The organism is Mucilaginibacter sabulilitoris (genome assembly GCF_034262375.1).
Taxonomy (GTDB): domain Bacteria; phylum Bacteroidota; class Bacteroidia; order Sphingobacteriales; family Sphingobacteriaceae; genus Mucilaginibacter; species Mucilaginibacter sabulilitoris.
On record NZ_CP139558.1, the window covers coordinates 7537407 to 7552305 of the forward strand.

Below are 14899 nucleotides of genomic sequence, written 5' to 3' on the forward strand. Positions count from 1 at the left end.
TACAGTAAAAATAGCCGTTGATGGTAATGATTATGTGATTTTTTGAACCTTCAGTTTACAAAACCCAGAACCATAAAAAATATAAACTGCATAATGAGCAGTACAGGGGCTACCATACTTTGCGTTTTAAACTTAAACCGGTCAAAGATGAAAAGCATCAGCGCGCCAAGCATAAACCAACAAACATAGTTTTTAACAGGTATACTCCCCCCAATCCAGTGCCAATAGTCAAACTGTGTGGCAATTGGCTCAATCAGCACATCGAGCATTACCAGTATCAGGGCGCCCGTAATGATGCCGAGCAGTTTGTTCCTGATCCTTTGCCGCTGTATTAACACCCCGGTTGAGTAAATCAATAAAAACCAGTTGACACCAATAATTAGCGGGATATTAAACAATTTAACACCCAGGGTTTCGCCATAAACATAATTGCCAAACAGCAGGCCGGTATGTACTCCCGTAAACTCGGCCATAAAACCTATAGCAAATATCAGCAATGCAAAAAGCAAGAATTTACCGTCGACGCGCTCTTGATTATAGATAATTACGGCCGCCATCAGCAGCAGGTGCCAGGGCACTATGTTTAAAAAAATAGCATCAATATAGGGCACCATAAAGCCCGCCAAACCCACTGCATGAAATAATACAATAATTACAACACTTATGCGCTGCGGCATTGTAAGGTAAGCAAACAGCAGCTTTTTCAAATTTTACGCCCTTTCCATACCGTTGTTTTGGTGAGGTATTTTTGTATGGATATTACCGCTATAATCAGCATATTGAGCATTTGTAAAGGGTGCAGGATAATATTGTTTGCAGGGCTTTGGTCAGATAACAGCGAGATCATGAACCGTGTAAGCATAATAAGACCAAGCATAAAAAATATCAGCGGCAAATTAAGGGTCATGAGCACAATCATGGGGCCACCAATAATAAGTACTATATAAACTAAAAAGCCGATGATGCTATAATTAAACGCCGCCAAAAAGTTTTTGCCAAAGCCGTTTATGGCCTCATCATAACTTTTATACATGCGACAGCTTATCATGCCATTGGCCAGCAGGGCTTCACCATCGTATGCTTCGGCTTTTACGAGCCGCATGATCTCTACGTCCTCCACCACTTTGTCTTTAACTGCCTTGTGCCATTGATGCTGATGATAAATAGCCGCGTCGAAAAACATAAACTGGCCGCTTGCCGCTGCTACAGAGGCATTTTTTACAAGGTAAATAAGCCTTACCGGCAGCAGGTTTAATAATATAAAATGCATTAGCGGCACAACAGCCTTTTCGCCAGGACTAATCATTTGCTGATTGGTGAACAAGCTCAGCAGACCCAGCTGGAGTAGATGCATACGGTGTACCGCGCTGTTTATTAAACCAGGTTTTACCTCTTCGTCGGCATCTAAAAATAGTAAATACTTGCCATCGGCTTCTTTGGCCAGCTGATGGCAGGCATGGTTTTTACCTATCCAGCCTTCGGGCAGCCTGGCCCCCTTTATTACCCTGAAATGCGGATGCTTCACCGCAAATGCCGCACAAACAACGTAAGTATCATCGGTTGATTCATCATCAAGTATAATCACTTCATAGTTCTGATAATCCTGTGCATGGATTGACCGCAGCAGTGTTTCTATGTTATCTGCTTCGTTACGGGCCGGTATCAGGATAGATACCCTGTCGGTATATTGCTTACTTACGCGGTGAAGCTTGGGGTTCGATATAAAATTGAACAGGGTAACCGCAAAACGCAGGATGATAAAAAAGAAGGTAATTGATATGGCAATGATCACTTTTTATAATACTATTTCGGTTTGCTGTTGCTTTGCTAAATTATAATATTGCTGATAAACTGCTGTCAGCTCATCTATGTTTTTATAAGTTAAACCAGAGGTTAATGTTTTTAGATAAACGTGCGCACTGGGCTTTTTATATTTAAAATGTTCAATAAATGTTGCGGCCATTAAAATTTGGAAATCTGCACGGGCTCCGTTAATAATCCGCATCAAGCCTTTTTGAAAAATCATGTTATCCGTAAAATTGGAGTGCAATTTACCCTGCGGAAAAATAAGCACCATATTTTGATGGTCATTTAATAACCCAGCAGCATAATCAAGCGAAGCCATCATATCTTTACTGTTTTTATTGACCGAAAAGGCTCCCATATACTTAAAAAAAGACACCTCACGTGCCGTATCCTCCAATATCATCACATGAAATTTCTTGCTCAGCAGCTTACTGTTCAGGTAATACATCAAAAAACCGTCCCACCAGCTAAAGTGGTTGGCCAGCAGCAAAACAGCTTTCTCAGGAGCAATATTAACCGGCGTAAGTTTAACTTCATGGAAATTGCGCGCCACTATCCACAGGATATAATGGTGAAAAAACCAGTGTATGATGATATTCTTTCGCGGACGTATCATGTGCTGCAAGATACTGATTGAAAAACAAAAGCAGGATTAGTGCGGTATATTAACCTGATTTTTTAACGCCTGCTGATGAAAATCATTGATGCGCTGTTTCAGCTCCTCAAATGGCACCTCGCCTGCTGTACCGCAATCAAACAGGTGTATATAGGCGCGCGGCTTCAGGCTTTCAAAATAATCAATCAGCGTACATTGGTAAACTATCTGGCAAGGACCCTTAATTTGTTTAATAAGATGCGCAATGCCTTTTTCAACATGGATATGTGTAATATGGTTAGAGCAAAGCTCGCCCTGCGGAAACACAGTAACCAGGTTTCTGGGGTCATTCAACAAACCGGCCGAATAAGTAAGTGATTCCAGCATGTCGCGCGAGGCTTTTTTCATGGAGAAAGCACCCCAGTATTTAAAATACCAGTGCTTTACAAAATGATCATGCTGCATCATGATATAAAGCCGGCGTTGCAAATTGGTAAAGGCCGAATAGTTGGCAAAAAAACCGTCCCACCAGCTAAAATGATTGGTAAGCAGCAATATGGAATGACCCGGTTTGGGCTCAAAGGGCAATACATTAACCTCCTTAAAACGGCGCCCCATCCACCAGCGCATATAGCGGAAGAACAACTTACTCAGGGTATCATTTCTGCGTGATGGCAACATAATCTATCGTACTAAATATTCGTCAAGCGCTTTAATTACCAGCCAGTGCCCCAGTTCAAGTTCATGAACTTCGGCATTGTCAAGCATGCCTATAAATGGCATTGCCGCCGATTTGGGAAACAACTGATCGTCTTTGCCAAAAATCAGGGTGCAGTTAATTTTATACTGATTTATCCTGGAGGCAACTTTTTCCGCGTTTGGCTTTAGCAAACGTATTAAATTTAAGGTATAATAGGTATCAAGCCGTTTTTGTTCGGTATCAATTTCATTATAGGCAATCTGGTACAGGCTATCATCAATTAAACCGGCTTTTTTTGCGCATTTAAGTACAAAAGGAGCAAGCCATTTGCTCCTGGTAACTATCCGGAACATGAATTTCCCCAAGGGGTTATGCAGTAAAAAATGAAACCCCTTATAAACCGACAGGCCATCGGGAGCCATTAATATCACATCATCAACCAGGTGGGCATATTCCTCCAGTAGTATGAGCGCCAGGTTGGCACCAATGGAATAACCCATTACCGAAAACCGCTGTTCGCCGTAAATTTTAAACCACTCCTGCATGTAGCTGTGCACCATATTTTTGGGCATACCCGCCCTGATCTGCTTATCTGTCCACCCATCGAGCTTGCTTCCGCCATGAAAAAAGTGATCGAAGCCATAAATATGATATTTGGGCAGTATCGACTTTTCGAGCACGTGAAACTGCTTACCCGTCATGCCATAACCATGAAAGGCCAGCAACGGCTTTTGCCCCGTGCCATACTCGTGAAAATGCGCTTTACCCAAACCGGGCAGATGTAAAAAACCCATTACGGCAATATTAAGAAATATTTGCCCCCTTTTTGATGTGCGGATATGCAAATTTCAAATGTGCAGATGGTTTCAAACTTGCACATCTGCACATTTAAAATCTGCACATCTATAATTCTTTAGGGAATTAGGGGGCTTATGTGCTTCATGATCAATTGCGTGGCTCCGGTATGTTCCTGAACGTAATCGCGGATCTTTTTGCTGGTAGTACTATAAAAAGCCTCATCGGTTATCAGGCTATCGGTTATCCCTTTCAGCTGGGCCTCATTACTGATGCAGAAACCGGCCTTTAAGGTTATCAGTTCCCGGGCCTCGTTAAACTTTAAATAATTAGGGCCAAAAATTACCGGCAACCCAAATGCCGCCGCCTCAAGCGTGTTGTGAATACCCACGCCAAAGCCTCCGCCTATATGAGCAATATCGCCATAAGCATATAATGACGACAGCATCCCGATGTTATCTATGATAAGTACACGGAGTGAGTTGTCTGTTTGGTCTTTTGAATTTTGAATTTTGAATTTTGAATTTCCAGCCCATTTAGAATACCTTACAACCGAATTTGCAGGGAAGAGATTAATAAGGTTGTTTATTTTTTCTTCATTTATTTCATGCGGGGCAAAAATGAATTTCCAATCAGGATATAGAGCGGGTAAGGTGGCCAGCAGTTTTTCATCTTCGGGCCAGGTGCTGCCAGCAATAAACACTTTCTGCAGGTTTTTAAATTGGGCAATTCCGGGTACTTGTTTTGGCTGCTGAGCGTTCGCCCATACACGGTCGAACCGGGTATCTCCGCTCACCGTTGTGTTGGTAAGGCCAAGGGTATGCAGTAATTGTCTGGATTGCTCGTCCTGCAAAAAAAAGTGCGAAACAAATGTTAAAATCTTACGATTTATGCCTCCATACCACTTAAAAAACACCTGTTTTGGTCTAAAAATACCCGAAATTATATACAGAGAAACACCTTTTTTATGTAGCTCGCTAAAATAATGATACCAGTATTCGTACTTGGTGAACACGGCTATTTCCGGAGCTATGGTATCAATAAAATGGCGTGCGTTTTTGGCAGTATCTAAAGGCAGATAATAAACGGCATCAGCAAGCGGGGTATTTTTCCTGATCTCATAACCCGATGGTGAAAAAAATGTAACCACGATTTTTTTCCCTGGATGACGCTCCCGCATAGCTTCTAAAATCGGACGCCCTTGTTCGAACTCACCAAGTGACGCAAAATGGAACCAGATACTGCCATTAAAACTGGCAAAGCGTTGTTTTTTGCGGCCGCTTATCCATAGGCTTGCTTTAGCATTAAAGAACGAGGCCAACCAGATGGCGAAGTAATATAATTTGATTCCAATGTTATATAAAAACATCAATTTAAGTATGAATGATTATCTTAGCCGGGCATAAAAGTAATAACAATAATTACAATAAATAATTTATGGTCTGCCCTTATGCCGTATTAACTGAATTGATGGTTTACTGCATTCCCAACTTTACGGATATAAAAAATGTTATTAAAAATAAGGTTATTTTTGACAGACGTAAATTTACTGCCTGCATAAAATAACCGGACACTAACTTTATTGATCACACAGAAAGAAATAATCAAATATGGCAAACCGTAAACGGATATTAATAACCGGAGCAGCCGGCTTCTTAGGTTCGCATTTGTGCGACAGGTTTATTAAGGAAGACTACCATGTAATTGGTATGGACAACCTCATCACCGGTGATCTGCGCAATATCGAACACCTTTTTAAACTGGAAAACTTTGAGTTTTACAACCACGATGTTTCCACCTTTGTGCATGTACCCGGCGAGCTGCAATACATCCTGCACTTCGCCTCGCCGGCAAGCCCTATTGATTATTTAAAAATACCCATACAAACCTTAAAGGTAGGTTCACTGGGCACCCACAATCTGCTGGGCCTGGCCCTTACCAAAGGAGCCCGTATGCTCATTGCCTCCACCTCTGAGGTATATGGCGATCCTAACATCAACCCACAGCCCGAAGAATACTGGGGCAATGTGAACCCGGTTGGCCCGCGCGGGGTGTATGATGAGGCCAAGCGTTTCCAGGAAGCCATTACCATGGCTTACCATACCTTTCATGGCCTGGAAACCCGCATCGTTCGCATATTTAACACCTATGGACCGCGTATGCGCCTGAATGACGGCCGGGTGCTGCCTGCCTTTATCGGCCAGGCTTTAAGGGGCGAACCGCTAACCATGTTTGGCGATGGTTCACAAACCCGTTCCTTCTGCTATGTGGATGACCTGGTAGAAGGCATTTATCGCCTCCTGCACAGCGATTACCCGCAGCCGGTGAACATCGGTAACCCCGACGAGATCACCATCAGGCAGTTTGGTGAAGAGATCATCAGGCTTACCGGTACCGATCAACAACTCATCAGCCTGCCTTTACCGGTTGATGACCCCAAACAGCGACGCCCGGACATTACCAAAGCCAAAAGCATTTTAGGCTGGGAACCAAAGGTTTCCAGAAGCGAGGGACTAAAGATCACTTTAGATTATTTCAAATCCCTGCCCGAAAAGGAAATCAATCATAAGGATTTTGCATACTATAACAAACGATAACATACTCTACTTAAAATGAAAATATTAGTCACAGGCGGCCTTGGTTTTATTGGCTCCCATACTGTTGTTGAATTGGTAAATGCAGGCTATGAGCCTGTTATTGTTGATGACCTGTCAAACTCCGACCCTAAAATATTAGATCAGATAGCCAGGATCATAGGCTATAAACCTGTTTTTCATAAGCTTGACCTGAGCAATGAGCACAGTGTAAAGGAACTGGCCGTTAATGAGCCAGATATTGACGGCATTATTCATTTCGCCGCCTTTAAAGCAGTGGGAGAATCTGTGCAAAAGCCACTAAAATATTATCGGAATAATTTTTATTCCTTAATTAACCTGCTTGAAAGCTATTATGGTAAGCCATTAAATTTTGTTTTTTCATCAAGCTGTACCGTTTATGGGCAACCTGAACATTTACCCGTTACCGAAGCCGCACCGGTACAACCTGCGCAGTCTCCTTATGGTAATACCAAACAAATAGCCGAGGAGATTTTACAGGACATGGTAGCCTCTGGCAGTAACTACAAGGTAATATCATTAAGATATTTTAATCCGGTTGGGGCGCATGAAACTGCCTTAATAGGCGAACTGCCTATCGGTGTACCGCAAAACCTGGTGCCGTTTATTACCCAAACAGCTATTGGCAAACGCCAAAAGATAACTGTATTTGGTAATGATTATAATACACCCGATGGTAGCTGCGTTCGTGATTATATACACGTGGTCGACCTTGCTAAGGCACACGTAGCTGCCCTTAAACTGGCAGAAAAGGATAGCTTTAAAGGGTATGATGTATTTAATATAGGTACCGGCAAAGGCAATACCGTACTGGATGTAATACATGCCTTTGAACGCACAACCGGCGTAAAACTTAATTATGAAATTGGGCCACGCCGTGCGGGAGATGTAGAAAAAGTTTGGGGCGATGTTACCAAATCAACAAATAAATTAGGATGGAAGGCCGAACTGGGTATTGACGCCATGATGGCATCGGCCTGGGAATGGGAAAAATACATAGCTCAAAATCCGCTATAAATAAATACTCATAAAATGCAAAAGATCATTATTACAGGTGGTGCCGGTTTTATAGGGTCGCATGTAGTGCGCCGCTTTGTAAAAAACTATCCGGATTATACCATTATCAATGTAGATAAACTTACGTATGCCGGTAACCTGGCCAATTTAACAGATATTGAAGACGAGCCTAATTATAGGTTTGTAAAAGGCGATATTGTTGATATAGCGTTTATTAACCAGCTATTTGCAGATGAACAACCCGATGCGATCATACACCTGGCGGCCGAATCGCATGTTGACCGTTCAATTGTAAGTCCGCTGGAATTTGTGATGACCAATGTTGTAGGTACCGTTAACCTATTAAATGCCGCCCGTGAAAACTGGAAAGGCCGGTATGACCAAACCCGTTTTTATCACATATCAACCGATGAAGTGTACGGCACCCTGGGCGATACCGGTATGTTTACCGAAGAAACGGCCTATGATCCACATTCGCCATATTCTGCATCAAAAGCCAGCTCTGATCATTTTGTACGGGCCTACCAGGATACATACGGCCTCAATACAGTACTCTCCAACTGCTCAAACAATTATGGCTCCTATCACTTTCCTGAAAAGCTGATACCACTTGCTATTAATAATATTAAACAAAGCAAGCCTGTGCCGGTATATGGCAAAGGCGAAAACATACGTGACTGGCTTTGGGTAGAAGATCATGCCCGTGCCATTGATGTTATTTTCCACAAAGCCAAAGCCGGATCGACCTATAATATCGGCGGCCATAACGAATGGAAGAACATTGACCTTATCAATTTGTTATGTGCCATATTAGATAAGAAATTGAACAGGCCTGCGGGTGAATCGGCCAGGCTGATCACCTTTGTAACAGACAGGGCGGGTCATGATCTGCGGTATGCAATAGATGCCACGAAACTTAAAAACGATTTAGGTTGGGTACCTGGTATAACCTTTGAAGAAGGGCTTGAAAAAACTGTTGACTGGTACCTGGCAAATGAGGAATGGCTTGAAAATGTAACATCAGGCCATTATCAGCAGTATTATAACGAACAGTACGCTAATAGGTAATTATGTTTGGGTTATTTAAAAGGAAACCGGAAAAGAAACACGCGAACTTCAACTATGAATCCATCATGGTTGATATGCACTCGCATGTATTACCCGGTATTGATGATGGCGCCAAAACCCCACAGGACTCTATTGTGCTGATACGTAAAATGATGGAGCTTGGGATAAAAAAAATCATTGCTACCCCACACGTCATGATCGACTTTTATCGCAATACTCCTGAAACTATCAATAACGCGCTTGAAATATTAAAAGCCGAACTGGTAAAGGAAAATATAGATATACCTGTTGAAGCCGCCGCTGAGCATTATTTTGATGAAACCTTTGAAGCCCGGGTAAACGATGGTAAATTAATTACCATGGGTGATAACTATGCACTGTTTGAATTTTCATTTATTAATCAGCCGCCAAACGCCATATCTGTTATACAAACAATGAACGATATGGGGTATAAACCAATCCTGGCCCATCCGGAAAGATATCCTTACATGGATATTGATCAATTTAAAAATCTGCACAACTGGGGTTGTAATTTTCAGCTTAATACCATTTCATTAACCGGATATTATGGCAAAGAAGCAAAACGGCTTGCTGAAAGCCTGATTGATAATCAGCTGATTGATTTTATATCAAGCGATATGCATCATCCCAAACATGCGGCAGCATTTGGCGACGCGTTGCGCACAATCTATATTGAAAAGCTTCTTTTTGATTATCCTTTGAAAAATACTTTATTGTTTTAGAATAAGTATCAAGTAATTAGTATCAGGTATCAAGATTTTAAAAACAATTAAAGTACTCTTGATACCTGATACCGATCTATTCATATCTTAATGCCTCAACCGGATCAAGTTTCGCGGCTTTTTTAGCAGGATAATACCCGGATATAAGACCAATAAAAGTACATAGCAACACCGCGAAAATAAGCCAGCCCCACGGTACTACAAACGTTCCGCTAATTTGAACTGCAATAAGGTTTCCTGCTGCCATACCCAATATCATACCTGCGGCACCGCCTATGAGACATATCACAATAGCTTCAATTAAAAACTGCTTACGTATAACCGCAGGTGTGGCGCCTATTGCCTTCCGTACCCCTATTTCGCGTGTACGCTCAGTAACAGATACCAGCATAATATTCATAAGCCCTATTGCAGCACCAATTAAGGTAATAATACCTACCGCGAAACCCGCTATGGTAATACCCAGTAACTGACTTGAAAGCTCTTGTTGTATAGAGTCGCTCCGTGTTATTTCAAAATTATCTTCATTAGCGATATTCAGCCCTCGAACATTTCTGAACAATGATGTTGCCTCACCTATAGTGGCGTCCAAAGCGCCGGGGCCGCCTACCTTGATAGTGATGGTATAGGATAGGTTTTTTACCGTATCTATCTGCTTAGCTTTAAGTACAGGTATAACACAAAATTTGTCGCCGCCGAAAGAGCTTGATCCTTTTGAAGCAAATACACCAACTATGCGGTATTTATTATCGCCGATAAAAAGCGATTTATTAACAGGATCTTCATTTTTGAAAAGCTTCGATTTTATTTCATCACCTATAATAACCACGTTGGCTCCATGTTCTAGCTCGGACGACGAAAAGTTACGGCCAAAAGATAGCTTTTTACCGGTGGTAGCCAGATAATTTTCGTTTGAACCTGAAATAGAAATATTAGGGTTTGTTTTTTGATTACCGTATTTAGCCACCGCGGTACCCGTAACATCTAAATTTATAGCTGTTAAAACAGGTAATTTAAAGGTTTTTTTAAAGCGTTCGGCCTGGCCATAAGTCACAGGAGGATAAGCTTTATGGTTTCCACCGTTGCCAAAATTCAAACCTTCGCCTCGATTTTGGATGGTGAATGAATTGGCACCCAGATCGGCAAAAGCATCATTTGTAAACTGGCGTATTCCCTCAATAGCTGTTAATATGCCAACAAGGGCCATAATACCAATGGCGATAATTAATGAAGTCAGCGATGTTCTGAGCCTGTTGCCGGCTATTGATTGTAACGCTATTGAAATGTTTTCTTTGTAAGAAGTTTTAACCGGCATGGTATAAAAATAAAAAAACTTTACGGTTTTGACTGTGTACCATACCAATTTGTTACAGTGAAAAATATATAATAATATTATAACGCGAATGCCCCGTTAGTATTCACCTTCAGGGCATTACCTAACATTTATTGCCATGGTTATAGTTCATACAACCATTTTATTCACATTAACAGTTAAATAGTTCTTCTACTTTAAGCGTTTATAAATTTCTATAGATTTTCCTGTAGAATCGGTTATAACCTGCGAATATTCATCATTGCCGTTAAAGGTGATCTTGATAGCAAATTTCTTGTTTAGCAACTGCGCGTGGCTCGACATTTCCTCTTCCTCGCTCAGAATGTCGTCTTTTAAGCTAAAGGTGCCGTAACCAAACCCGTTTTTAAATTTAGTTTGTTCTTTATTAACAGGGTAACGGTGAACGAACATAAAATGCCCGCTTTGGAATATTTTGTATTGAGTTGGGATTTGTTTTACCGTATCTTTTCCAGCCACCGTATAAAATTCGCTCATTTTCCATAAGCCATCCAGAGCCGAAGTATCTGCAGGGGGTAATTTGGTGTAATCTTCGGTCATTTTGTAGGATACGTTGCGCACTCTTAGTATATCCGGAATAACCTGGGTATATCCATTAGCTGTTTTAGTTACCTGCAGATTAAAAGTACCTGTTGAATCGAGCAAACGGCTACTATATATATTGTGCTCAACAATTTTATTAACAGAGTCCAACTTGTAAGATCCCACTCCAAACCCAACAGAAGAATCGGGCGCAAAGGCTCCGTACATAAAATAATTGTCGGTGTATATCTTCATTTGTTTTCTGGCATAAACTGTATCTTTTCCCCCACCACTTGCCATTTGCTTTTCCAGTTTATATACACCTGCCTGAGTTGGCACGTTTTGTTTTGGCGATTTGCAGCTTGCAATTATATAAATAAGTAATGCTGCAACTATGATGATTTTTTTCATTTTTTTAAATTTAATAGTGACTTCGATGTGATTAACTGGCAAGGCTGTTATCAGGCTTGCATACCATCTCATTACCGGGCAGTAAAAAAATGCTCGAGGGAGGGGCGACAAAGGTTATGGGGGTTCCTTTCTCATAAAATAAGTTTTAAAATATTGGTATAATAAATTTAAGCAATTTATATCTGAATATCAATTATTATTAATGTGTGATTATGGTGTATTTTTCCCCTTAATTAATCATTGTAATAAAAGACGAAATTGCTATAAAACAAAAAGGGCAGCCTATGGCTGCCCTTTGCAACAATATTTTATTTGTACTTATACCGAGAACGAAGTTCCACAACCACAAGTACTGGCGGCGTTAGGGTTGTTAAAAGTAAACCCACGCGCATTTAATCCATCCTGAAAATCTATTTGCATCCCTACAAGGTATAAACCGTGAGCCTTATGCATAAATACCCTTATTCCGTCAATGTCATATTCCTGGTCGCCGTCTTTTTTCTGGTCAAAACCTAAAATGTAGTTCATGCCCGAGCAGCCACCACCTTCAACACCAACACGCAAGCCAAAGTCATCACCTATTTCTTGCTGATCTCTCAATTTAAAAAGTTCCTTAACGGCTCCAGGGGTAAAGGATACCGGCGCAATTTCAACAGCAGTACTCATCTTATTTTTATTTAACTATACAAATATAAGGTAAAATGTGGATTTTTGCTGCAACCGGTATTTTATGACCTGTGCTTAACATTTTATAAAACATGCAAACGCTGCCTTATTTACTTGATATTTTAAAATACACCATTGCCGGCATAGGCATTGTTTGGGTAGCACTGTATTTATTTAAGCCATATCTTGAACGGGCTCAACAGGTTCAACTACTCGAGCTAAAAAAAACCATCAGCAATCAAACCCTGCCTTTACGCTTACAGGCCTATGAGCGGGTAGTGTTATTTATTGAAAGGGTTAGCCCGGCTAATATGCTTATCCGCCTCAATGCTTCATCAATGTCGGCAGCCGAACTGCAGCTGATGGTCATTAACGAAATACGCAACGAGTTCCAGCACAATATTACACAGCAAATATATGTAAGTGCACGTGTTTGGAATGTAGTTAAACGGGTAAAGGATGACACGCTAAACTTGATAAGTAACGCCGTGAAGGCGTTGCCCGAGGGCGCATCGGGTATGGAGTTGAGCAAAACCATACTGATTCATTTAAGTCAGCTGGAGCAGGATCCGTATGAAATAGCAACCGGCCTGGTTAGGCAGGATATGGAAGAATTATTTTAAATCCTATGGCCGAAAAGAGATTCACCACCACTTCTGGTATTGAGATTAAGGAGGTATACACCCAACCTTCATCTATGAATGAGCTGCCCGGCGAATTTCCTTTTACGCGCGGTATACAGAAAGACATGTACCGGGGTAAAGCCTGGACCATGCGCCAGTATGCCGGGTTTTCAACAGCCGAAGAGTCAAATAAAAGGTATCATTATCTCTTAGGTCAGGGTACAACGGGCTTATCGGTAGCTTTTGATCTGCCTACACAAATAGGTTATGATTCTGATCACGAACTTGCCGAGGGTGAAGTTGGTAAAGTAGGCGTAGCTATCGACTCCCTGAAAGACATTGAAATCTTGTTTGAAGGTATTGCGCTTAAAGACATTACCACCTCTATGACCATTAATGCAACCGCGCCCATATTGCTTACCATGTACATTGCCCTGGCCAAAAAGCAGGGAGCCGATCTGAAACAAATTTCAGGTACTGTGCAAAACGATATATTAAAGGAGTACGCCGCCCGCGGTACTTATATATACCCGCCGGCACCATCCATGCGGCTCATTACTGATGTATTTGAATATTGCAGCCAGGAGGTACCTAAATGGAACACAATATCCATATCGGGCTATCATATACGTGAGGCTGGTTCAACAGCAGTACAGGAGTTGGCCTTTACACTGGCCAACGGCAAAGCCTATTTACAAGCCGCGCTTAACAAAGGGCTCGATATTAATGTATTTGCCAAAAGATTATCTTTCTTTTTTAACTGCCATAACAATTTTTTTGAGGAGATAGCCAAGTTCAGGGCTGCCCGCCGCATGTGGGCATATATTACCAAAGAGCTTGGCGCTACCGACGCAGGCGCTCAAAAGCTACGCTTTCATACCCAAACTGGTGGTTCTACCTTAACCGCGCAGCAACCGCTTAATAATATTATACGTGTAAGTAACCAGGCTATGGCCGCTGTGCTGGGCGGGACGCAATCATTACACACCAATGGTTATGACGAGGCGCTGTCATTACCGACAGAGGCAGCAGCTAAAATTGCCCTGCGAACCCAACAGATCATTGCTTTTGAAAGCGGCGTTACCGATACGGTTGATCCGCTTGCCGGTTCATACTTCATAGAAGCATTAACTGATGAGATTGAAGCAGCGGCCCAGTTATACATTGATAAAATAGATGCGATGGGCGGCGCAGTTAAAGCTATTGAACAGGATTATATACAACAAGAAATTGCAGCTTCGGCCTACCAGTACCAGAACGATATTGAAAGCGGCGAAAAAGTATTGGTAGGCGTAAACCGTTTTACTCAACAGGAAGATACCACAACAAGTGTATTCAGAGTTGATGACACTATACGCAAAATGCAAACGGAAAAAATCGCCGAGCTTAAAAACAGCCGGGATAATGTGGCTGTAACCAAATCCCTCAACCAATTAAAAGAGGCAGCCAGGGGCGATCAAAACCTGATTCCGTTTATACTTATTGCTGTTGAGCACTACGCTACTTTGGGTGAAATTGCAGATACACTCCGCTCTGTTTTTGGTGAATATTGATACACCCTGTAGTTTTATTTGTATAGCCCAAATTCAAGTCTGCGATGATAAAAATCAATATTAAATTTTATTTATCAGTATATCAGAATTTTAGTTTTTAACCGTAGAGTTACGAATTTATTGGCTTGACAATTGTGCTGATGGCATATAAATTAAATTATTATAATACTGATACTTACCCCAATTTTTTATTAAATTGATCAGCTTATAGTCAATTGTGGCAGATGGAAATATAATTATGATTTTTGCCGAGAAATATAACATTTTATGTGGATTTTTCATTAAAAAAGCAATTATTATATCATAAATTTAATTGTCAAAAAAGTTAAAAATTACTTTTTTTATTAGCTTTTTTTGGCAATATTCGATGTTCCGTAGCAGGCCCAAAAGATGTTTCGCTGGGGGTTGGAAATCAATATTTTACTAATATCTAT

15 protein-coding genes are annotated in these 14899 nt (G+C 41.3%); 6 read left to right on the forward strand and 9 right to left on the reverse strand.

Features of this window, described 5'->3' with window-relative positions; all coding sequences use genetic code 11:
- Nucleotides 1-50 precede the first annotated feature (50 nt).
- The 6 genes from SNE25_RS31735 to SNE25_RS31760 all read right to left on the reverse strand — a co-directional run bounded on the left by SNE25_RS31735 (nt 51) and on the right by SNE25_RS31760 (nt 5265).
- The gene (locus SNE25_RS31735; RefSeq protein ID WP_321563020.1) at nt 51-707 is read right to left on the reverse strand and encodes a carotenoid biosynthesis protein; all 657 of its coding nucleotides are present in this window, start codon (nt 705-707) and stop codon (nt 51-53) included.
- A complete protein-coding gene (locus SNE25_RS31740) occupies nt 704-1792 on the reverse strand; it encodes a glycosyltransferase (protein WP_321563021.1) in 1089 nt (362 codons plus the stop codon). The genes SNE25_RS31735 and SNE25_RS31740 overlap by 4 nt, the downstream gene beginning before the upstream one ends.
- A 3-nt stretch (nt 1793-1795) precedes the next feature.
- Nucleotides 1796-2422 carry a lysophospholipid acyltransferase family protein gene (locus SNE25_RS31745; protein WP_321563022.1) on the reverse strand — a complete coding sequence of 209 codons (627 nt, stop codon included), beginning with the start codon at nt 2420-2422 and terminating at the stop codon, nt 1796-1798.
- Between the two features lie 36 nt (nt 2423-2458).
- Complete coding sequence (locus SNE25_RS31750) at nt 2459-3082, reverse strand: lysophospholipid acyltransferase family protein (protein WP_321563023.1); 624 nt, start codon at nt 3080-3082, stop codon at nt 2459-2461.
- Between the two features lie 3 nt (nt 3083-3085).
- Nucleotides 3086-3895 carry an alpha/beta fold hydrolase gene (locus SNE25_RS31755; RefSeq protein ID WP_321563024.1) on the reverse strand — a complete coding sequence of 270 codons (810 nt, stop codon included), beginning with the start codon at nt 3893-3895 and terminating at the stop codon, nt 3086-3088.
- Between the two features lie 119 nt (nt 3896-4014).
- Nucleotides 4015-5265, reverse strand: a complete 1251-nt coding sequence (locus tag SNE25_RS31760; protein WP_321563025.1) for a 3-deoxy-D-manno-octulosonic acid transferase — start codon at nt 5263-5265, stop codon at nt 4015-4017.
- A gap of 241 nt (nt 5266-5506) precedes the next feature.
- Here SNE25_RS31760 and SNE25_RS31765 point away from each other — a divergent pair, with 241 nt between their 5' ends.
- From SNE25_RS31765 to SNE25_RS31780, 4 genes are read left to right on the forward strand one after another with little or no spacing between them, the layout of a single operon-like run.
- Nucleotides 5507-6493, forward strand: a complete 987-nt coding sequence (locus tag SNE25_RS31765) for a UDP-glucuronic acid decarboxylase family protein (protein ID WP_321563026.1) — start codon at nt 5507-5509, stop codon at nt 6491-6493.
- A 15-nt stretch (nt 6494-6508) separates the two neighbouring features.
- On the forward strand, nt 6509-7528 hold the full coding sequence (galE, locus tag SNE25_RS31770) for a UDP-glucose 4-epimerase GalE (protein WP_321563027.1): 1020 nt from the start codon (nt 6509-6511) through the stop codon (nt 7526-7528).
- 15 nt (nt 7529-7543) lie between these two features.
- Nucleotides 7544-8596, forward strand: a complete 1053-nt coding sequence (gene rfbB / locus SNE25_RS31775; protein WP_321563028.1) for a dTDP-glucose 4,6-dehydratase — start codon at nt 7544-7546, stop codon at nt 8594-8596.
- A 2-nt stretch (nt 8597-8598) separates the two neighbouring features.
- Nucleotides 8599-9339 (forward strand): tyrosine-protein phosphatase, encoded by a 741-nt coding sequence (locus SNE25_RS31780; protein WP_321563029.1) that lies wholly within the window; start codon nt 8599-8601, stop codon nt 9337-9339.
- 76 nt (nt 9340-9415) lie between these two features.
- On the opposite strand, the gene SNE25_RS31785 is transcribed toward SNE25_RS31780, so the two are convergent.
- The 3 genes from SNE25_RS31785 to SNE25_RS31795 form a co-directional block, all read right to left on the reverse strand.
- Nucleotides 9416-10654 carry an ABC transporter permease gene (locus SNE25_RS31785; RefSeq protein ID WP_321563030.1) on the reverse strand — a complete coding sequence of 413 codons (1239 nt, stop codon included), beginning with the start codon at nt 10652-10654 and terminating at the stop codon, nt 9416-9418.
- Between the two features lie 189 nt (nt 10655-10843).
- A complete protein-coding gene (locus tag SNE25_RS31790; RefSeq protein WP_321563031.1) occupies nt 10844-11623 on the reverse strand; it encodes a hypothetical protein in 780 nt (259 codons plus the stop codon).
- Between the two features lie 318 nt (nt 11624-11941).
- Nucleotides 11942-12289: a HesB/IscA family protein gene (locus SNE25_RS31795; protein ID WP_321563032.1), complete on the reverse strand. Its 348-nt coding sequence runs from the start codon at nt 12287-12289 to the stop codon at nt 11942-11944.
- A gap of 92 nt (nt 12290-12381) precedes the next feature.
- Here SNE25_RS31795 and SNE25_RS31800 point away from each other — a divergent pair, with 92 nt between their 5' ends.
- On the forward strand, nt 12382-12912 hold the full coding sequence (locus tag SNE25_RS31800) for a DUF7935 family protein (protein ID WP_321563033.1): 531 nt from the start codon (nt 12382-12384) through the stop codon (nt 12910-12912).
- 5 nt (nt 12913-12917) lie between these two features.
- Nucleotides 12918-14465: an acyl-CoA mutase large subunit family protein gene (locus tag SNE25_RS31805; protein WP_321563034.1), complete on the forward strand. Its 1548-nt coding sequence runs from the start codon at nt 12918-12920 to the stop codon at nt 14463-14465.
- Nucleotides 14466-14899: the final 434 nt, after the last annotated feature.

Excerpts from the sequence above, each read along its gene's own strand:
- SNE25_RS31800 (WP_321563033.1), top strand. The coding sequence starts at position 12,382 with ATGCAAACGCTGCCTTATTTACTTGATATTTTAAAATACACCATTGCC.
- SNE25_RS31745 (WP_321563022.1), bottom strand. The coding sequence starts at position 2,422 with ATGATACGTCCGCGAAAGAATATCATCATACACTGGTTTTTTCACCAT.
- SNE25_RS31795 (WP_321563032.1), bottom strand. The coding sequence starts at position 12,289 with ATGAGTACTGCTGTTGAAATTGCGCCGGTATCCTTTACCCCTGGAGCC.
- SNE25_RS31760 (WP_321563025.1), bottom strand. The coding sequence starts at position 5,265 with ATGTTTTTATATAACATTGGAATCAAATTATATTACTTCGCCATCTGG.
- SNE25_RS31805 (WP_321563034.1), top strand. The coding sequence starts at position 12,918 with ATGGCCGAAAAGAGATTCACCACCACTTCTGGTATTGAGATTAAGGAG.
- SNE25_RS31765 (WP_321563026.1), top strand. The coding sequence starts at position 5,507 with ATGGCAAACCGTAAACGGATATTAATAACCGGAGCAGCCGGCTTCTTA.
- SNE25_RS31780 (WP_321563029.1), top strand. The coding sequence starts at position 8,599 with ATGTTTGGGTTATTTAAAAGGAAACCGGAAAAGAAACACGCGAACTTC.
- SNE25_RS31755 (WP_321563024.1), bottom strand. The coding sequence starts at position 3,895 with ATGGGTTTTTTACATCTGCCCGGTTTGGGTAAAGCGCATTTTCACGAG.
- rfbB (WP_321563028.1), top strand. The coding sequence starts at position 7,544 with ATGCAAAAGATCATTATTACAGGTGGTGCCGGTTTTATAGGGTCGCAT.
- SNE25_RS31750 (WP_321563023.1), bottom strand. The coding sequence starts at position 3,082 with ATGTTGCCATCACGCAGAAATGATACCCTGAGTAAGTTGTTCTTCCGC.
- galE (WP_321563027.1), top strand. The coding sequence starts at position 6,509 with ATGAAAATATTAGTCACAGGCGGCCTTGGTTTTATTGGCTCCCATACT.
- SNE25_RS31785 (WP_321563030.1), bottom strand. The coding sequence starts at position 10,654 with ATGCCGGTTAAAACTTCTTACAAAGAAAACATTTCAATAGCGTTACAA.
- SNE25_RS31790 (WP_321563031.1), bottom strand. The coding sequence starts at position 11,623 with ATGAAAAAAATCATCATAGTTGCAGCATTACTTATTTATATAATTGCA.